Genomic DNA, 20,749 nt, shown 5'->3' on the forward strand with positions numbered 1-20,749 from the left:
CAATGTTAATTTTATGTTATTGTAGTGTTGTCTGAAATTATTAAGTTTATTAATCAAATAAAAAATTAATCTATGAAATCACTTTTAATTTACGTTTTAGCATTAGTTACAACGTTATCATTTGCACAAAAAATACCAGACGAAATAAAACCACCAAGCTGGTCTTTAGAAGGGATAAATTCTATTAAACCTTATATACTTGAAACTTTTGATGTAGAATCTTTAATAGAGGAGGATAAAAAGAATGACCAAGACAAATCTAAACCTTGGCGTTTTGGTCATGATATTTATGTTGACCATAATTTTAATGAAGTAGGCGAGTGGACTATATTAGATAACGGAGATCGCATATGGAGAATGTCTTACACTTCTGAAGGTGCCCACACACTAAACTTTATTTTTGATAGCTTCTGGATACCAAAAGGGTCTAGGTTATATGTTTATAATAAAGAAAAAAATGATTTACTAAGACCGTTTACACATCACAATAATAATACTGAAGAAGTTTTAGGAACATGGTTAGTGCAAGGTAATAATGCTATCATTGAATATTACCAACCCGCTAATGTTAAAGGCAAAGCCAAATTAACCGTGGGTTCCGTAGTTCATGGTTATAGAACTGCAGAAACGTTTCAACGTGCCTTAAACGACTCAGGTGCTTGTAATCATGATGTTGATTGCGACATTACGCCTTCATCTGATCCTTTTCAAATAAATTTGAAGAAAGAAGAAGTGAAAAAAGCTGCAGGAATGTTGGTTACTGGCGCTACAGGGTTTTGCTCTGGCACTTTAATTAACAATACAAATAATGATGGTACACCTTACTTTTTAACGGCAAATCATTGTGGCGGTGGAGAAGGTAGTTGGGCATTTAGATTTAATTGGAGAAGTCCAAACCCATCATGTGGTACAAATGCTAATAGTACGAGTGGCTCTTTTGATCAGACGGTAAGTGGTTCTATAGTTAGAGCTACAAGTAGTGAATCTGACATGGAGTTGGTTGAGATCACAGATACTAGCTTTTTTAATGGAAATCCGGATGTTGTATGGTCTGGATGGAATAGATCGACCTTACAAACTCCACAAATTAATTTTGGTGTACATCATCCGAGTGGAGATATTCAAAAAACTTGCAGAGATGATGATGGTGCCACTCGGTTTGTAACGAGTTTTAACGGTAATCCAACAACAGAAATGTGGAGAATCGCTGATTGGGACTTAGGTGTAACCGAAGGCGGATCATCTGGTTCTGGTTTATTTAATGAAGATGGACATTTAATTGGTATGCTCTCTGGAGGAAGTGCTGCTTGTGCAGGAACTAATGATAATGGTGGATTTGACGTTTATGGTCGTTTTGGTGTTGCTTGGGCTTTTGGTACTTCGGCATCATCTCGATTAAGTGATTGGCTAGATCCAGGAAATACAGGAGCGGTAACGTTAGATATTTTTCCAGTATTAGGTACTTTCGATAACGATGCTTCAGTAAATGCAGGACCTAATAATAATTCTGCTTTATGTAATGAAGATTTTACGCCGCAAGTGACCTTAATAAATAGGGGAGATTTAGAATTAACTGCGGCAGGAGTTAGTTATAGTTTGGATGAAGAACCTATAACCTTGGTAAATTGGACAGGTTCTTTATTAACTGATGAGTCTGAAGTTGTTGCTATGCCAGTTTACACTAACCTCTCGCCTGGAAGTCATACGTTCACGGTTTCCGTAAGGAATCCGAATGGTGTACCAGATGAGAATAGTTCAAACGATAGTTTTTCTTTTAATTTTGAGGTTTCATCAGAGTATACTACGTCAAACATCGTTTTTAATATTCTAACAGATAATTATGGATCAGAGACAACATGGCAACTTGCTAATAGTACTGGTGCTATAATAAGTAGTGGCCCAACAAATCCTTATGCTAATGCTACGACATATCAAGAGATAATTGGTGTGCCATCTTCTAGCGATTGTTACACATTTACCATTTTTGATGAAGAAAACGATGGTATTTGCTGTGGATTTGGTACTGGAAATTATGATCTACAAGATGATAGTGGAAACTTTATAATTGATTCTAATGGAGATTTTGGCTCATCAGAATCTGTATTATTTAGCGTGAAGAATTTTTTGAGTGTTCACGATTTTAATTTAGACGATGCAATTAGTTTATATCCAAATCCAGTTAATGATAACTTAAATGTGGTATTAAATAATATTGGTGAAGCAGTAGACTATAAAATTTATAATACACTAGGTCAACTTGTTATAAGTGGTACAATGGATGCCAATGTTTCTAATATTATAAATATGGCACAACAACAAAGCGGTATTTACTTTATAAAACTAAGTATAGAATCTTCTTCAACAACGAAAAAGATTGTAAAAAAATAGTTTAATTATAATTTAGAAAAAAAGCCAACTACAGTAGATGTAATTGGCTTTTTTTAGTTTCATTATCTAATTGTTTCTAAGTCATCATCTAAACTATTAGATGTATTGACTATTTTTGATAAGGCTCTCATAATTGTTTGATTTAATGATTGATGAATGCGTTATTTATCTATAACGTCTTTTGCTGTTCCAGGTATAACTTTTAGTTTCTGTAGATGTACCCGATAATTGATTGTTGTTTAAAGTTCTCATGATTGTTCGTTTTTAATTGATTACATTATATAGACGACCAAAAAAAACAATTGTTACAGTACTTTGTATAACATAGTAATGATTTAACAAATTTTAACTATAATGACTATATTTAGTGCTATGAAAACAAAAATATCAGTTCTATTTATAATTATAGTTCTACTATTTTGTTGTAAAAAAGAGGTAGAGGTAACTTGCTTGTCTAAAGGTTTTGAAGTAACTGCTACTGCTTACAACTCACTATCTTATCAAACAAGTTCAAATCCTAGTATAACAGCTTTTGGTGATAGCCTTAGGCCTGGTGACTTATATATAGCTGTATCTAGAGATTTGTTAGATTCTGGTTTAATACATAATACTAAAGTCAAAATAGAAGGTTTTGATAGTCTTTTTACGGTTAAAGATAAGATGAATAGACGCTGGAAAAAACGCATTGATATCTATATGGGCGTCGATGTTAAAAAAGCAAAAAAATGGGGCAAAAAAAAGCTGAACATTGAATATTGCATTCCTGCTAATGATACTATTCCTTAATAGTTCGTTTTATCATTACTTCTGAAACAATAAATGGATACGCTTTTTTTACAAGTACCAATTCTTCTTTCGTAACTTCATCTAACGTTTTATCAAACTTTTGTTTAGTATACTGCTCTCTTAATTCGTAATAAGCCTTGGTTATTTCATCCTGCACCGAAATAAACAAGTAATACTTGGTCATAGCATCATGACTGAGTGAAATCACTGCTTTATTCGGATGATCTGAAGATTCCAAAGATTTTGCACCTTCACAATAATCGCAGTTAGACTCCAAATTATTGTCAACAAAGTTTTTTACAATTAGCTGAATATCTTCTAACTGCACAATTTCATCTTCAATAAAAATCTCTTGATTACTGTTTAAATTAATTCTGAGAACATTGTTTTCATGAATATCCTTTGTGCAATTTTCATTTGGTGGACAGTCGCTAGGTAACTGTCTCAAAATGCCTTTATCGGCAGAAATGGTGGTCGTTACTAAAAAGAAAATTAGTAACAAAAAGGCAATGTCTGCCATAGATCCTGCGTTGACCGCCGCAGAATGTCTTCTAAATGATTTCATAATATTATTATTTAAAATGTTAATACTTTCTTAAACACAATAACAGTACCAATCTTGTTAAAGGTTATCAACAATTCGTTTCAGAAACACTTACAATATCCTATTTTTGCAAAATTAACGTCAGAGGTAAATAGTATATGTCAATAGAGGCAATTAAAGAAACTGTAACGGAGAAACGACTTTACGATTATCAAATCAAAGATCTAAATCGGATTTTTGATGTGATGGAGGAAGAAACTAATGATTTTAACCTTCTATATCAACTACCAACAGGTGGAGGAAAAACTGTTATTTTCTCAGAAATTGTGCGACGTTATATTGAAGAGCACAAAAAGAAGGTAGTTATTCTAACTCATAGAATAGAACTCTGTAAACAAACCTCTAATGTTTTATCTGGTTTTAAAGTAAACAATAAGATCATTAATAGTAAAGTAAAGACTTTGCCAGATCAAGATGATTATCAGTGCTTTGTTGCTATGGTAGAAACTTTAAATAATCGTCTTACTGATAAAGATTTTGAACTTAAGAACGTAGGATTAGTAATTATTGATGAGGCGCACTATAATTCGTTTAGGAAGCTATTTAAATTTTTCGAAAATTGCTTTATTCTTGGTGTTACCGCAACTCCTCTTAGTAGTAATATTAAACTACCAATGAAGGATAACTACAACAAGCTAATTGTAGGAGACGATATTTCTACGTTAATTAAAAACGGATTTTTATCTAGCGCAGAGGTATATCATTATGATGTCGGCTTAACTACTTTAAAGATTGGTATAAATGGGGATTATACTGTAAAATCTTCAGAGGCTCTTTACACAAATAGCCTTATGCAAACTAAACTTCTTGCGGCATATGAAGAATTAGCAAAAGGAAAAAAGACGCTTATATTTAATAATGGAATTTATACTTCTAAAGAAGTGTATTATACATTTAAAAAGGCAGGTTATAATGTAAGACACTTAGATAATACTGCTAATAAGCAAGATAGAAAAGATATACTAAAATGGTTTAAGGATACGCCAGATGCTGTTCTATCTTCTGTAAGTATACTAACAACTGGATTTGACGAACCTTCAGTAGAATCGATTATTTTAAATAGAGCGACGCGTTCCTTAACGTTATATTTTCAAATGATTGGTCGTGGTAGTCGTATATATAAAGATAGATCTACATTTCAGGTTATTGATTTAGGAAATAATATTGCGCGTTTTGGACCATGGAGTCAGCCTACGGACTGGCAACATATATTTAAATATCCAGACTTGTATTTAGAAAATATTGTTGATGATGAATCTTTAGAGCGCGATTTTGTTTATATAATGCCAGATGCTCTAAAAGCAAAATTTAAAAAGTCCCAATCTCTAGATTTCGATATTAAAGAGGAGTATAAAGATGTTATTAGTTTAGGAAAAAAGTCCTTTACTGTTATAGAGCGTTCTATAGCACAGCACTCTAAAATATGTATAGAAAATAGCGAAGATGTATTCGATGCAAGGGACTTAATAAAGCTGTTGCAAGATGAAATTGCTTACCGTATTAAGCAATACTGTTATTGTATAATGAATAGTACTCAAAACTACAAAGACTGGTTGTTTGAAGAATATAATAGAAAATTACGTATCAGCTTCAACGGTAAGTTTTAACGTTTTTTTGTAAGGAATTAGACTTATATACGTTTATTTTGAAAGAGGTATGGTTTTTGTACCACAAGAATGTAAAGATAAATACGTCTAAATAATAAAGTGAAAATAGTAAAATACATACTAATTTTATGTTTCCTGTTGTCAGTTTCGGGTGCGTATGCACAAGTGACCGATAAGGAAAAGAAATCTGTCCGAATTCCTGCAGAACCCTCGAAAAAGAAAAAAGACTCTATACCTGTAAAGATTAAAGTAGCACCTAAGTTAGATAAAGTAAATGATAAGAGTAGTGGTAAGTCTAGTGAGGCAGAAAAGAAATTTATTATTAAAGAAAGTAAAAGGCCTTTTTCAATGATTGATGATGATGGGCTTAAAAGTCCTGGAGAAATATTTGAAAAGCGTTGGAGTAAAGAACTAGAAAAAGGTGGTGTTATTAGAACAATGTCTGATCAGTTTCTTGGTGAGCATCGTGTGGACACAAAATTTGTAAATATAGTTTGCCGTGATCATGAATATCCTGATGGTGATCGTGTTAGAATATTTCTAAATGGAGCAATTGTGCAACCTAATCTTTTGCTAAGAAGCAATTATAGACGTGTTGAAGTAAATTTAGCTCAAGGCAAAAATATTCTTAAAATTGAAGCTTTAAATCAAGGTGAATCTGGACCTAATACAGCAGAATTTGTTGTTTATGATGATAAAGGCAAAGTTATATCTTCTAAAGAATGGAATTTGCTTACAGGTGTAAAAGCGATAATTATATTTCAAAATGAAAAAGTAATTATTAAAGAAAAGACTCCTGAAGAAGCTGCAAATGACGAGGCCTCTAATAATTAATTTCAATCACCTCTTTAGGTGTCATGGTATTTAATTTATAATTACCAATTCTAACTCTAACTAATCTAAGCGTCGGAAACCCTATTTTAGCAGTCATTTTTCGTACTTGTCTAAATTTACCTTCTGTTAGTGTAATACTGAACCAAGACGTTGGCCCATGCTTTTCATCTCTTACAAAACGATCTATTATGTGATTTGTATCCATTAGGAGGGAAACTTTACATTTTTTAGTTTTATAAATTGTGCCATTTACTGTAATATTTACACCCTCTCGTAATTGATGAATATCCAATTCTGTTAATATTCCATCTACCATAACATGATATTCTTTTTCAATTTTAGAACTTGTAATATGGTTGCTAAATTTACCATCGGTAGTCAGTAGCAACAAACCTTCAGATTTTTCGTCTAATCTACCAACGGCCATTATTTTATCAGGAAAATTATATAACCCATTTAAGAGTTTCTTATTTTTTCGTTTAGTCTGATTATTAATGAATTGACTTAAATAGCCATAAGGTTTATAAAGTTTGAAATAGGTGTTTTTTGTTTTCAAAATAGATTTACGAATTAGGTACACAAAAATTTAATGCGTTCATCCAATAATAAGATATATATATATGGTGTTGCTTTTTTTTTACCACCAAGTAATAAATAATTTTTGAATTTTAGTATTGAGTCTTACCCAGATTAAAGGGGATTTTTTAGTATTAATAAAAGATTCTATTTCTTTAAATGCATCATCATAGTTTAACCAAGAAACATCTTGTGTAGGTATATTTAACCAATTAAGTTTACTAGGTATATAGATTTGGTATGTACTTAGGCGCATAATGTCCTTAAAAGGCATATGAAAACCAGATATACAAGCCTTATTTAGCGGTGCTATATCTAAATCTTTCGTTTTATACGGAATAAATAACTGCGCTTTAAAGCAAACATACTGTTCAGCAGTTGCCACATTAAATTCAGTCTCGTTTATAGCTTTTATAGTATGCTTGTTATAAAGTAATGGTAATTGTTTTTCCTTAAGTTTATTTAGTTTTTGAATAAGCGTATCGTTACGATTTGGTCCAATCCAATGTTCTAATTTGGTAGTATTAGTTTGTGCTGAATCGTACAAATAAAACTTATAAACGATTTCTAAATGTATAGGTTGTAAGTCCTTCGTAAAAAGTAAATCTAATTCGCCAATTGTAACTTTATCATTTTTAATTTGAAGGTTCTCATAAATAATATTTATAAGAGATTGTTGTCTTAGTTGTAACGAAACAAAAGCCTCTACCCATTTACCCAGTCGTAGTCTCTTATAATCTCCTTTAGGAATAGCTGATAATAAAGTACGTTTAGGAAGAAATTGTTTTAGTCCATAAACCAAGTCGTCATTCCACAGCAGAGGTGTAGATTCAAAACCTTCAAACATTTCTTTAAACTTCATTTATGCAATTTAAACCTATTAAATGAAAAAAGCCACAAGTAAAGGACTTGTGGCTTTCCCAATTATTAATGGATTAGTTAGTTAATAATTAATTTCTTCGTTAGTTTTTGGTAATCATCTTTTAGTTCAACTAAATAAACTCCAGTTTGTATGTTGTGTGTTTTAATAGTTTGGTAATTGCTAGATATGTTTAATAATCCTTCATTAACAGATTTACCATTAATATCATAAATTTTAAAAGATGTTTTGTTTTTTAATTTCCCTTTTATGATAATAGATTTTTCAAACTGATTTGTCGATACTTTTAAATCATTAAAAAGAGACTGTGTTGTGTCTAGTACGCTACTTTCTAACTTAAGATAAAAGCGTCCAATTCCTGATATATCGGAATCTGTCGTAAATGTAAAATCGTTATTATTTAAAAGCGTTGATGTGTCAGTTAAATTATCTTCTAAATAGATATTTATAGAAGTAGGGAAATCAGTTTGTAAAATACTAATTACTATGTTTTCACCTTGTGATGCATTTATTCCTAAAGGAATAGTGGCATTACCCATATCTTCACCATTTAATGATTGAATGGCATAAGGAGTACCATTATCCTCCTCAATTAAATGAGAATATAATGCAAAAGGTGGTGCAACACCTCCAAACATAGAAGCATCATAACCAGGATCTAAACCACGAGTTGCATTACTGTTGAAATAAAAAATGGTGCTAGAGGTATTATCTGTACTGTTAGCGATAAGTTTTAAATATCCAAAATGGGAAAACACTTCATTACTTGACGAGTTATCAAAATAACGAGGTGCAGAGTTTAATAAAAACAAAGACATAAAGATGGTAGCGTAATATCTAATTTTAACGAATTTATAGTTAATACAATTTCTGTTCTCAAATGACATATTTTTGTTAGGGTATTTCATAACGTAATAATTAATAGCTAGTTTAAAAGTAAATTTTATTTCTAGGGCTCTAGAAATTAAACGATAAGCGCATTTAATACTCGTTAAACCAAATAGTTAATCGAGGTATTACAAGTAATGAATGATAAAATGAATTCTGGCTATTTTTATAAATTATAAGGACTTAGAATTAACAATTCATTTATAGATGCAATTAAATTAATTCGTAACTTAGAGAAATGAAGATGAGACAATTATTAACGTTTTTGACTTTAATACTATTAAGTTGTGGTAGCTCTAAAAGTAATGTCGAATTAGCTGAGGAATCAAAAGCATTTGATGAACTAAAACGTTTAGTAGAATCTGGAAGATTTCAATTTGATGCAGAAGTTTTATACCCATTACAGACAATGGATGTAATTAATGTATCTAACAAATTGCTTAGGAATACTGGTAATAATGGAGGACGTGTTAGTTTATCTACAGGATATAAAATTAAAATTAAAAATGACTCTGCGATCGCTAATTTACCCTATGTGGGTGAGGTTAGGATAAGTAATGCTTATATAAATGGTGACGATGTTGGAATAAATTTTAATAATATAATCCGTGATTATAATATAGATGCATCCAAGGGTTTAAAGGTGAAATTTATTGTCAAGGACAAAGTTGAATCTTATGATATAATAATGAAATTATACGCTGATAAGACTGCAGATGTTAATATTATAAGTTCTCACAGAACATCTGCTAAATATAGAGGGAGAATAATACCTCTTCTAAAATAGCTTCATAATTCGCAATAATTATTCTTTAATTCTAGTTCATCAAATTTTTTCCAAGTATCACTACCTATTTTGTGTGTAGATACTTTAAAATACAGTAAATAGCGTTTATTAATTTTACAGTATAGGGTTTCTACAGTTACATTAAGTTGTATTATTTTCTTGGTAAAAAATGAATCATTTAACTGAATAGTACCTGTAAATAGAGGTAAGCCATTTTTATTATTAAGTTGATGGAAGTTAACATTGGTTTTAGGCACTGTAAAATGTTTCTCTTTATTAACAGCAGTCATTAAGCCATCATAATAAAGTTTTATGTTTTTTTCTATAAGATCTGTGCTTGGTGAGTAATATAGATTAATATTCCAAACAAAGGCGTATGTAAAAAACTCTGATCCTTTAGGTTTACTCCAGTCTTTGGCAAAACGTAAATCTTCGTAACCTTCGAATTCTATTTGCGGTGCGAAACCAAAAGGAAATTTTATAATTTCTTTTAACCACGTACTATCAGCTTTTAATAAGTCTAATTTTTCGTTTTCTTGCGCTAATAGCCCAACAGAAAAAAGTAAGACTATAATAATTAAATAGTATTTTTTCATAGTTTTATAAGCTTAAAATAACCTCAAAGCCAATACCGTCGGCAATAGCTCCATCTCTAAATTTACTTTTATAGTCAATTCCCCAACGCTGCCTATCTATTTTAAATTTTGCAGTTAATTGTTGTTTTGAATAATCTACTTCAGCTTGGAAACTCTCAGGCAAGGTAATTCCTTTTATATTTAGATTAGCGTAAATTTTCATACTTGTATTATTATGATATTCCACAGCCGTTATTTCAATTGTTGCTTCAGGATATTTTTCTACTTCAAAGAAATCGTCATTTTTTAAGTGATTAATTAAGCCTTCATTTGCCTCGTCATCTTCTATGTCTAAACATATTATTGAGTTCATATCAATATTAAACTTGCCTCCAGTTATAACGGTATTGGTCTTAATAAAATAGCCTTCTGTAATACTTATTGTGCCATTATGGCCACCAAAATAAAATGAATATTCTCCAGACCATTTAACGGTACTCTTAGATGTATTTATTTTTAGTTGCTCTTGTGCGATAACATTACTTAAAGTTAATGCCATAATCGTAATTAATACTAGTAATTTTCTCATGTTATATATTTTTGATTAAATAATGAGGTAAAACTAGATTTACAAGTTTCAAAGAGTGTCAAAAAAGTGTAAAAGAAGTGTCAAACACTTGCAAAATTTAAACTAAATAACGGTTCTTTGTGAAACAATATGAAAAAGAATTCTTCAATTAAAATAGTCATAGTATTTATTTTAGTGTGCGCAGCATCTTGTAGTGTTAAGAAAAATGACTTTGTTGAGCGTGTAAAAATTGCATTACGAGATACTGGTAATAAAGTATTACTAAGTAATGGGGATTCTACATCACTCATTTTACCAGTAAAGGAATTAAAGACTAATATATATAGACTAGGGTTTAATAATACATTGACTTTTGAGCCTAATAATTTAGTGGTAGCACTAGATGAAAGTTTTGAGTCAGCAGGTTTGCCAGAAGATTATCGTGTTGAAGTTATTCAATGTAATGATAATGAGGTAGCATATAGTTATCAAATTACAGAAGACGTCGAGAGTACTATTATTCCTTGTTCTGGGCGATATCTGCCTGATGCGTGTTATTTAATAGAGGTGAAATTTTTAAAATTGAATGATGAATTAGATATTTTTAAAACGATAGTTTTTAGTCTTATTTTTTTGATTGTAATAGGTTTTGTCTTTTTTATGTTTAAAAATCCTAAGATTAAAATTGAAAAACCTTTAGATAATGATGTGGAAAAACTTGGCAGTTTTTACTTTTATCCAGAACAAAATAAGCTTGTTAAAGAAGCAATAGAAATTGCTTTATCAAAAAAAGAGTGCGAACTCTTGGCACTTTTTGTTGAGCGACCAAATGAGATTTTAAAACGTGATGAACTTATGAAAAAAGTTTGGGAAGATAATGGTGTTTTTGTTGGTAGAAGTCTAGATACTTATATCTCAAAGCTACGTAAAAAGCTACAAGCAGATACATCAATAAAGATTACCAATATACATGGAGTAGGTTATAAGCTCGAAATTAAATAACTACAATCTATAATAACTCTGACTAGTTCCTTTAGTACATGCACAATTACTAGCGCTTTGTAATAAATTTAATCCAATAGTTACAACATGCGTACCTGTATTGAATCCTGATAGATCATTAATTGTAACTTGATAAGAATAGCCAAAATATAATTTATTATATAATACTCCAGCCATAGGGCCAACATTCAAAGGATTCAAAAATTGATCATTTAAAAATCTATATGATGCACCAATCCAATAATAGTCACCATTTCTGTTAAATTTCCTGTATTTAAAGTTAATATCTGTTGCAGAACGTCTATCACTATCAAATAATTGAAAGAATACAGATGGTTCAAACTCAACATCCTTATTGTTTTTTGGAGTGATTACATAACCTGTATATAACTGGTAATTTAATAATCGACTTGGTTCTAAGCCAGTAAAAGGATCTGTGTCCTTGGAAACTAAATTATTTGCATTAAAGCTTAGATAAAAGTTATCCCATCTATATAGAATACCAGCGTCGAAATTATTGTTATTTACAGATCTGTCGTCATTAATTGAAGGATCGATTATAGGTATATCAAAAGTAGTATTGAAGTTTTCTATATCAATTCTAAAACTATTTATGTTATAAGATATACCTAACGATAGATACTGTTTTGTTTTATAATCTAAGGTTAAATGATGGGCAAAAGAAAACTTAACACCTTTCTGTCTAGTATTTCCATTTTTATCATTGTAAGCTGAAATCCCAATACCAGAGCGATTAGATATTCTAAAATCGGCATAAATAGATTGATTATCAGGTGCATTTTTAATCCCTACCCATTGTGTTAGTCCATTTGCCCTAATCTTTAGATTATCTCCAATACCAGCGTAGGTTGGTGAAATAATAAAATCGTTATCGGCTAGGTATTGTGTCCAAACCGGTAAATTCAATTCTTGGCCGTAACTAAAAGTTACTGTTAGAAATAATATATATGTTATAATTCTTTTCATCTTAGTAGGTTTAATTCAATCGATCTGGTGTTACCTGTATAGTGTAAAATTTCCAACAAACTCTTTATCTACATTTGGGTCATTAGTTTTTACTACAAACCAATAATCACCTGTTGGTAACTCAGTACCGTTATAACGTCCATCCCAAACTTCTCCAACTCGGTACGTCGCAACCTTACGACCATATCGATCGAAAATGTCAAAAGTTAAGTTTGGATAGTTATCTGTACAACCAGGTGCCCATGTATCGAACTCTCCATCTCCATTAGGTGTAAACCAATTAGGTATACAAACATCTATAAAGACTAATTCAATTTGTGCTTCGGCAGTGCAGCCATTGGTATCGGTAACAATTACTGTGTATAATCCAGATTCAGAAATAATGAATGTGCTCGTACTTCCATAATCTTCTCCATTCATTGTATAAGTGTAATCGCCTGTTCCTCCATCAGCATTAGCAATGAATTCATTGAGTTCAGTTTCTGTTAATGTTAATGTTACAGGTGTGTAAGCTTCGATATCAAAGAACTCTGTGTTTTGTATACAGCCGTTTGTATGTCTTACGCTAATATAATGATCTGTCCCAACTGGTACATTTGTAAAAACATTACTCAATTGATAAGTTCCACCATCTAAGGAATAATCTAAATCAGATAGGTTTGTGATAGAGTCATCTACAGTCACGGTGACTATATTACCTTGTAAATTATTATCACAGATAGATTCTACGATGACTTCTGGATTTATAGCTATAGATTCAGGAAATGTAATGTTCCATTCAGATTCACAACCAAGTGTATCACGTACATATACAGTGTGATCTCCTCCTTCTAAATCTGTAAAATCGAATTGAGTTTGAGTTGCAGATCCAATCGTATAAGGACCATCATAGTTATCTAAGCTAACACTGTATGGCATATTTCCACCAGAAATATCAATACTAAATTCGCCATTCGCATCACCACTACAAACTTCTGGAAATATAGAGTTTGGAACAATAATTAGTGATACTGGTTCTGGTTCTACAATTGTAAAATCAAAAGTTAAATAACAACCGAGTTCATCTTGAACAATAATAGAATAATCATCAGGCGATAAATTTTCGAAAATATTAGTTTCAAAAAACTGATTTAATTGAGGTGATATAGCATATTTAATTATACCAGTTCCGCCAGATGCAGTAATGTCAACTGATCCGTTATCTGTTCCAGGACACGATATATTATTAACAACTATTGAAGCATCTAACGGTGCTAAAGGTTGTGTAATAGTTATTGGAGATGAGGTGAAATCACAATCACCACTTTCTACATACACTAAATAGTCACCAGCGACTAATCCTGTAAAAAAGCCTGGTGTGTTTTGCGTTGCTACAATTACATTGCCTAGACCGTCTTGTAAGGTATATATGTAATCTCCCAAACCACCTTGAGCTATTGCAATTATAGACCCACTGTTATCTCCAGTACAATTAATTGTTGGATTGGTAGATTCTAAATTAATGGTTAAATCGTTTAATGGTTCTATTGTAATTTCATTTGATGCATTGGTGATACAACCATTAGCATCTCTTACATAATAAGTATAAGTACCTTCTGGCACTGAGAATGTTGTCGATGTATTAAAACTGCCAATTGTTGTGGCAAAGGAACTTGTGTCGCTATAGTCGTAAGGCCCTGTTCCTCCAGTTGCACTTAAAGTTAAGGTAGATTCAATAAAACATGTTTGTGAAGATGCTCTTACTAAATTTACATCAACTGGTGTTGGATCAGCAATAACCAAATCGAGTGAAGTCATTTCGCAATCAAAACCATCTGTAATTGTAATATTGTATGTTCCTGCTCCTAAATCATTAAAAACATTAGAGGTTTGTGGACCAGAACTACTTATAATAGGTGCAATAGTATTCAGTGTATATGTATAATTAGAGCCTTGCCCTCCCGAGACTGCAGTTACCGTAATATTAGCATTTTGATCACCAAAACAAGATAGTACAGTTGTGCTTGGTGTAAATGTTGCTGTAATCGGTGTAGGTTCACTTAACGTAATTGTTTCTGAAGCTATACAACCTTCACTGTCTCTTACATTTACCGTGTATGTTCCTGCCGATAAATCTGTAAAAGTATTATTTGCAGAATATGCAACCGACGCATCTCCAGTTAATTCAAATTCATAATCATCCCATCCACCATTGGCAATGGCCGTTATCGTTCCTAGATTATTATTACAAGTCACATTAGATGTTTCTGAAAGCGTAAGTGTTAAAGCTTCTGTTGGTGAACTAATAATTACAGTTTCTGTATTAGAACAGAATGGCACATCTGTTTGCGTAATTTCCACCGAAAAGATACCAGCTTCCATACCCATAACCGTTAACGGGTTTGTCGATGTGTTCGCAGCGATAACTCCCGTTATTGAAGCTCCTAGATCATCGAACACTTCGTAGGTATAATTACCACTATAATTAATAATGTTAATATCAAACGTACCTGTATTATCAGCAAAACATGTAACTGCATTTGGTGTTAGCGTAAACGTTGGTAGAATAGCTTCTGATACAGATATTGTTGTCTCTGCTGTACATAGCAATACAGTATCTGTAACCGTTATCGTATAAATCCCTGATGGTACACCTGAAAATATATTGCCTGCTAAATTTATTGAAGCAGGATTTGGAGCTATACTATACGTGTAAGAACCAGATCCTCCAGAACCAGATACTGTAATTTCGCCATCATCATTATTACATGATGGTAAGGCAGTCACTTCTGGTGTTAAGTTTATAGGTTCTTCTACATCAATAGATAAAATATTACCACAACCATTTGCATCTTGGATTTCAATGGTATGTGTCCCGGAAAATAAGTTAGAAATTGTAAAAGGAGCGGTTTGAGTTTGAAATGCTCCGCCATCAATACTAAAACTATATGGAGGACTACTAGGCGTATCCAAAGTGATATCAATGTTGTAATTTCCATCTGTAATTTCACAAGGATTATTTACAGTAGCTGAGATCAAAGGTGAATTGTCTAAATCAACAACAGTTGCAGGACTAGATTCAACACATCCAAACGCATCTAAAACATGTACGTAATACGTATCTGCGTTTACGTTAAAAGTGCTTGCCGAAGTCCAACCTGCATCAGTAGCAAGTGGTGGAGTGGCAACCGTTGTTATTTGATATTCATATGGTGGTGTTCCGTTTTGAGCTATAGCACTTATTAATCCTGAATTTGGATTACAATTCGCATTTTGATCTACAAATACATTTAAGTCTAAAGCAACAGCTGATTCTAATATTTCAAAGATTTGAGACGCAGAATTACAACCGTTAAAAGTACTCGTCCCATTTTCAGTGAATAGGAGGTAATATTGGCCTGGCGCTAATGTTCCTGGCATTGGTGTTGTAACAGTTTCTGGCGTACCAAATGTGACTGGTAAGTTCGTTGGCCCATCAATTAGGACATTATTAAATGCAGAATAAATCGCATAATCTACAGAAGTGGTTGTGCTATCAAAATTGTCGATAGTAAACGTTACACTTCCATCAGCGGCACCTAAGCAAGACACATTGTTTGGAACTACTGAAGATGTTAATGTAGATGCAGGATCAATCGGTGCATCTGCAGATTTCACATAATAACAGTCTGTTACCAAATCATGGACTACAAAGGTATAAACAACACCAGGTATTAAATTAGTAAATGTTCTTGTATTTCCACCTGGTGTATCTGGCGCGAAATAAGTTGTTGTATATGGTATAGTGTTAAACTCTAAGATACCAAATTCGTAACTACCACTTCCTACTGCTGATATAGCAGTAACTTCAGCAGTACCACCTGTTGTACAATCTGGGACAGCTATATTAACGTTAATATCTAAATCTGAAGGGGGCGAAGCAATAGTAATTTGCTGTGATAGGCTACACCCATTAGAATCTACAATATTTATGGTGTATATTCCAAAGTTGATTATATTAAAAGTGTGGTTTTCATTTGTTGTTGCATTGTAAGGATTTCCCGGAATAACATCTCCAAAATTATTTGAAATAAAATAAGAGAATGGAGCAGTCCCGCCTGAAACGTTTTCTACTGTAATTGATCCTAATGATGATCCACCAGGGTTATTACAAGTAATGTCCACTTTAGTTAAGTCAAACCCAATGGCATTTGGTTCAGAAATTACAATGGTTTCTGTATCTGTACAAGCATTAGCATCAGTAATAGTTATGGTGTATGTTCCTGCTGGTAAACCAGTCGTTTGTGTTCCAAAATTAGTTGCTGTTGTATCGTTATTTACATTTATTGTAAATGGAGGAGTACCAACAGTTGTATCTATTGTGATATCTATAGCTCCATTTGCATCGCCATTACAAAGAATAGGCTGTGTTTGCACTACAGCACTGAATGCTGGAGGTGCTATTGGATTTATTGTAATTAATGAAGATTCTGCGGTACAACCATTAGCATCAGTTATTTGAAATTGATACGTACCAGGGTTTGATGTATTATATGTAAATGTCGTTGCTGTTGCTCCTAAAGATGTATATGCTCCACTATTAAAGGAAACAGCATGTGTATAAGGAGCGGTTCCTGAAAGAGTACCTGTAAACAATGCATCTGGTGTTACTGTACAATCTAAGCCTTCTGTTAAAATAACATTTAGTGTTGGCGCAGCGATTGGGTCAATTGTGTAAGTTTCATTGTAAATACAATCATTTTCATCTCTTACTTGAAATGTATAAGTGTCAGGAGATAATCCTAAGAAAACAGTCGAAGTTTGGTAAGGAGTCACAGCTGAAGCTGGGGCAATAATTTGATATTCTAAAACTCCTGTTCCTCCAGTTGTATTTGTAATCGTTATATCACTAGTAATTGCAGGACATATTACTGGAGTGCTAGAAAAATCCATTTCAGTTGGAGGATTTAATGCATCTATAACAATTTCATTTGTGATAGATGTACAAACATTGTCATCTCTGATGATTATAGTATAAGAGCCTTGTGTTAAGCCTGAAAAGACGTTACTTGTTTGAAAGTTTATACCATCAATACTATATTCATACGGTGGAGTTCCACCAGACACTGCTGTAACTGTTATTGTGCCATCATTGTTACAAGTTAAGGGCGCAGATAATTCTGCAGTACCAGATATGGCAATATTTTCAACAATAGTTACACTCTGTGGGTTTGTTGTACATAAAGATGTACCAGATGCGTATTGCAATACTACATCATAATTTCCTGCTGTCAGACCTGTAAATACAGAAGAGTTTGAGAAGGTTGTACCACCATTAATACTATATGCTATGCTATTACCATTTGCATTTGTAACATCAATTGAAATCGTACCAGTATCTCCTGTTCCTCCGCATAATATATCAGTTGTGGTTATTGTAAATTCTGGTGGTGGAATAACCTCAATGGTAATGGTAGTGTTGGCCTCACAGTTATTAGAATCTAATACCGTAATATCGTATATACCAGCAGCAGTTACTACTATCTCTGGTATGGTTTGAAAATCAGTTGTACTATTTATATAGTAAAAATATGGTGGTGTACCACCTTCAGCATAGATAGTTATTTCACCATCGGTACAAGTTAAAGGTGCTGTGATAGCCGCTGTAACAGTAAGTAAAGGTGGTTCGATAATAATAATATCTTCTGCATATAAACATCCATTTTCAGTTTCAACCGTTGCTGTATAAGTTCCTGGATTTAAGTTTTCAAAAATATGTGTGTTGTCAATTATAGGTCCTACTGAATTTACTAAAGTACCGCCTTCTTCTAATGTAAATGTATATTGAGGATCAACATCATTTGCGGCTAATTGAATACTTCCCATTTCACCAAAACAAAGTGGTTGTAAAACAGTAGATGTAACTGTAAAATCTCTATCTCTTATTAAAACATCTGGTACTGTAAAAATGCATGGGTTTGTAGGTACACCTATTTGTCTTACATAAACACTGTAAGTTCCAGGAGTGGTAATAATAAAAACGTTATTGGTTTGATAATTAGTACCATCTATACTGTATTCGTAGCCGCTTGGTACATCATTAACTGTAATGCTTCCATCTGTGGTACAAATAATATCTGTTGAAACCACTGTTGGAACTAGTAAGTTTTGATAAACATTAAAATAAAATTGATTAAAACATCCACCAGGATAGTTAATAGTTAGACGAAATTGACCAGAAGTATTTGCCAAAAAGTCTGAGCCGTTGGCAACTTCATTCCAAGTACACGCATTATCTTCATTTGCACAATCAGGATTTGCAACTGCTGCACAACTTCCTTCATCTAATTGTTCCCAGATTATCGAAGTAGAATTTGCAATATTAGTTTCAATAAATCTTGAATCATTTGCTCCACAAAGAAATATATTTGGAAGTAGTTTTCCATCATTAGGACATGTTACTACTTCATCAGCATAAGGTATCACTGGGTTTTCTACATCTCCACCAAAAAGTTCAACTTCATAAACTTGTTCAATAGATTGACACGGAGCCACTGCAGTATTAAATGAATAATAGGTACCTGTAGAGTTAACTGTAATAGTTTGTGTATCTCCAATAACAGGTGTTCCTGAAGGGCTTGTAGACCATGAGTATGAATCATATCCATTAGCAGCTGTTAATTCAACACTATCACCACATAAGATAATTTCTTCTCTAAATTCACAATCTAGATCAGCTAAAAAATTGGTAGCTTGAGGAGATAATAGGCATCCCGTATTACTATTGATACTAGGATCATCTGTAATCTGAAAGGTTGGATTAAAAAAACCATTGTATGTAGCAAAAGCTTGATTATTAATAATATTAGAGCATGCATCTGCAAGGTCTCCGCAGCTATTAACAACTTCAACCTCAATTCTTATTTCGTAAACAGGGTCATTTTCTTCAACAAGTGAATTATCTATATTAAGAACAAGTTCTCGTGTTATAGGATTATAACTATCTACAGTTACACCAGGTGGTAATATTAAATCATCCGGATAATTAAATACAATGTTAATAGGTAGAATATCACGTATTTGAAAATTAGTTGCATTATCATTTCCGGTATTTTGAAAACCAATAACATAATTTAAGGATGAACCCAAGCCAACAAGTTCTCCACCTATATCATTGCCTGCGTCATCTTCCACAATTTTAGTTAAAACAACGTTTGGCTCTATTATTTCTACAGCAAAGGCAAAGAAATAGGGGAAATAAGTGTCTCCACTTGTTTCAAGACGTATTGTACCTGATGTAGCATCATTCGCTATAACGGAGTTTCCTGGATTAGGAATTGCTATTGTACCAGTATCAAAACCTAAAGTATTTAAGCTGTTAGGTACTCTATCTAAAACCGGTGTCGCATCTAATTGTGTTACCGAACTATTGAAAAAATTTGAAACAGGTCTATCTACTGTAGATAAACTAACTCCATTTAATCTTAAACGATCACCTAAAATAGGACTATCACCTTCTAGTGTCGCAAATGCAAAATTTGCTCTAACAGGTGCAGGTGCTGGTATAGTTCTAAAACCGTTTATAGGGATATCTAAAGTAGGATTACTACCTGGTACACTAATAGCACTAAATCCATCAAAACTAGTTATTGATTTTCCTGGTAAAGTAGGATCTTCATACACAATAAAGAGCGACCATCCTGCAGATTGCCCTGTACCATTAAATGGTGTAAAATTAGCTGTTTCTCCTGTACCAGACGATACATTAGCAACTGTATATGTTCCTAAATCAACACCAGGCCCATAACTCGTAACGATGTCTGTAACATCTGCAAAACAAGCATAAGAAAAACTATCTCCTCCATCCACTGAAGAACCGTTAGCATCATATATTATATTTCCGGTAATATCGTTATAATCTCCAATGGGTCCCTTAAATTTTATATCTGTAATAGGTTCATTCCCTGGATTTACAGCTCCCCAATATAGGCCAGCATAAATAATTCTATAACAATTTGGATTATCTATACTTAAATCAGCACTAGAGGAACTAAAGGTAGATGCGTCACTATCAATATCGATATATTGCATATCGACATTGTGATTATAGATATTACCATCATTAAAGGCATCGTTATTTGGTCCTAAAATATTATTCCCAATTAATACAATGTCTCCCTTTAAATCTTGATTGAATCTTGGCGCGAACGGCACATAATTTTGAGCAAACGAGGCTATCCCAAAGCACATCGTTATTACAAAAATTATTATTCTTGAAAAAGTAGGTTTTTTCATGATACTTAATTTTA

Annotated in this window: 14 protein-coding genes; 6 read left to right on the forward strand and 8 right to left on the reverse strand. The window is 32.6% G+C overall.

Annotation, left to right across the window (positions count from 1 at the left end; all coding sequences use genetic code 11):
- Positions 1 to 72: 72 nt before the first annotated feature.
- A complete protein-coding gene (locus tag ACFWU4_RS12920) occupies positions 73 to 2,388 on the forward strand; it encodes a T9SS type A sorting domain-containing protein (protein ID WP_411128536.1) in 2,316 nt (771 codons plus the stop codon).
- Positions 2,389 to 2,760: 372 nt separating this feature from the next.
- Positions 2,761 to 3,174 (forward strand): 3D domain-containing protein, encoded by a 414-nt coding sequence (locus tag ACFWU4_RS12925; protein WP_411128538.1) that lies wholly within the window; start codon positions 2,761 to 2,763, stop codon positions 3,172 to 3,174.
- Here the strand turns inward: ACFWU4_RS12925 and ACFWU4_RS12930 are convergent.
- Positions 3,164 to 3,739, reverse strand: coding sequence for an ExbD/TolR family protein (locus ACFWU4_RS12930; RefSeq protein WP_411128540.1), 576 nt, complete (start codon positions 3,737 to 3,739; stop codon positions 3,164 to 3,166). The two genes, ACFWU4_RS12925 and ACFWU4_RS12930, sit on opposite strands and share 11 nt — an antisense overlap.
- Positions 3,740 to 3,876: 137 nt before the next feature.
- Here ACFWU4_RS12930 and ACFWU4_RS12935 point away from each other — a divergent pair, with 137 nt between their 5' ends.
- Both ACFWU4_RS12935 and ACFWU4_RS12940 read left to right on the forward strand, forming a co-directional pair.
- Positions 3,877 to 5,385 carry a DEAD/DEAH box helicase gene (locus ACFWU4_RS12935; protein WP_411128542.1) on the forward strand — a complete coding sequence of 503 codons (1,509 nt, stop codon included), beginning with the start codon at positions 3,877 to 3,879 and terminating at the stop codon, positions 5,383 to 5,385.
- Between the two features lie 99 nt (positions 5,386 to 5,484).
- Positions 5,485 to 6,219 carry a hypothetical protein gene (locus tag ACFWU4_RS12940; protein WP_411128544.1) on the forward strand — a complete coding sequence of 245 codons (735 nt, stop codon included), beginning with the start codon at positions 5,485 to 5,487 and terminating at the stop codon, positions 6,217 to 6,219.
- Here ACFWU4_RS12940 and ACFWU4_RS12945 read toward each other — a convergent pair.
- The 3 genes from ACFWU4_RS12945 to ACFWU4_RS12955 all read right to left on the reverse strand — a co-directional run bounded on the left by ACFWU4_RS12945 (position 6,209) and on the right by ACFWU4_RS12955 (position 8,583).
- Complete coding sequence (locus ACFWU4_RS12945) at positions 6,209 to 6,775, reverse strand: pseudouridine synthase (RefSeq protein WP_411128546.1); 567 nt, start codon at positions 6,773 to 6,775, stop codon at positions 6,209 to 6,211. The genes ACFWU4_RS12940 and ACFWU4_RS12945 overlap by 11 nt on opposite strands.
- An 81-nt stretch (positions 6,776 to 6,856) precedes the next feature.
- A complete protein-coding gene (locus ACFWU4_RS12950) occupies positions 6,857 to 7,657 on the reverse strand; it encodes a DUF1853 family protein (RefSeq protein ID WP_411128548.1) in 801 nt (266 codons plus the stop codon).
- A 77-nt stretch (positions 7,658 to 7,734) separates the two neighbouring features.
- Complete coding sequence (locus ACFWU4_RS12955; RefSeq protein ID WP_411128550.1) at positions 7,735 to 8,583, reverse strand: T9SS type A sorting domain-containing protein; 849 nt, start codon at positions 8,581 to 8,583, stop codon at positions 7,735 to 7,737.
- A gap of 224 nt (positions 8,584 to 8,807) precedes the next feature.
- Here ACFWU4_RS12955 and ACFWU4_RS12960 point away from each other — a divergent pair, with 224 nt between their 5' ends.
- Entirely contained in the window at positions 8,808 to 9,350 is a 543-nt protein-coding gene (locus ACFWU4_RS12960) for a DUF4251 domain-containing protein (protein WP_411128552.1), read from the forward strand.
- A gap of 2 nt (positions 9,351 to 9,352) precedes the next feature.
- On the opposite strand, the gene ACFWU4_RS12965 is transcribed toward ACFWU4_RS12960, so the two are convergent.
- Both ACFWU4_RS12965 and ACFWU4_RS12970 read right to left on the reverse strand, forming a co-directional pair.
- The gene (locus tag ACFWU4_RS12965; protein WP_411128553.1) at positions 9,353 to 9,946 is read right to left on the reverse strand and encodes a hypothetical protein; all 594 of its coding nucleotides are present in this window, start codon (positions 9,944 to 9,946) and stop codon (positions 9,353 to 9,355) included.
- A gap of 4 nt (positions 9,947 to 9,950) precedes the next feature.
- The gene (locus ACFWU4_RS12970) at positions 9,951 to 10,514 is read right to left on the reverse strand and encodes a YceI family protein (RefSeq protein WP_411128555.1); all 564 of its coding nucleotides are present in this window, start codon (positions 10,512 to 10,514) and stop codon (positions 9,951 to 9,953) included.
- Between the two features lie 129 nt (positions 10,515 to 10,643).
- On the opposite strand from ACFWU4_RS12970, the gene ACFWU4_RS12975 reads away from it, so the two are divergent.
- A complete protein-coding gene (locus ACFWU4_RS12975) occupies positions 10,644 to 11,495 on the forward strand; it encodes a winged helix-turn-helix domain-containing protein (RefSeq protein WP_411128556.1) in 852 nt (283 codons plus the stop codon).
- Here the strand turns inward: ACFWU4_RS12975 and ACFWU4_RS12980 are convergent, their stop codons facing one another.
- Positions 11,496 to 12,482: a type IX secretion system membrane protein PorP/SprF gene (locus ACFWU4_RS12980; RefSeq protein ID WP_411128558.1), complete on the reverse strand. Its 987-nt coding sequence runs from the start codon at positions 12,480 to 12,482 to the stop codon at positions 11,496 to 11,498. It abuts the gene before it with no gap.
- 30 nt (positions 12,483 to 12,512) lie between these two features.
- Positions 12,513 to 20,735 carry a T9SS type B sorting domain-containing protein gene (locus ACFWU4_RS12985; RefSeq protein WP_411128560.1) on the reverse strand — a complete coding sequence of 2,741 codons (8,223 nt, stop codon included), beginning with the start codon at positions 20,733 to 20,735 and terminating at the stop codon, positions 12,513 to 12,515.
- Positions 20,736 to 20,749: the final 14 nt, after the last annotated feature.

It is taken from the genome of Winogradskyella sp. PE311, from assembly GCF_046545555.1.
In the GTDB taxonomy this organism is placed as follows: domain Bacteria; phylum Bacteroidota; class Bacteroidia; order Flavobacteriales; family Flavobacteriaceae; genus Winogradskyella.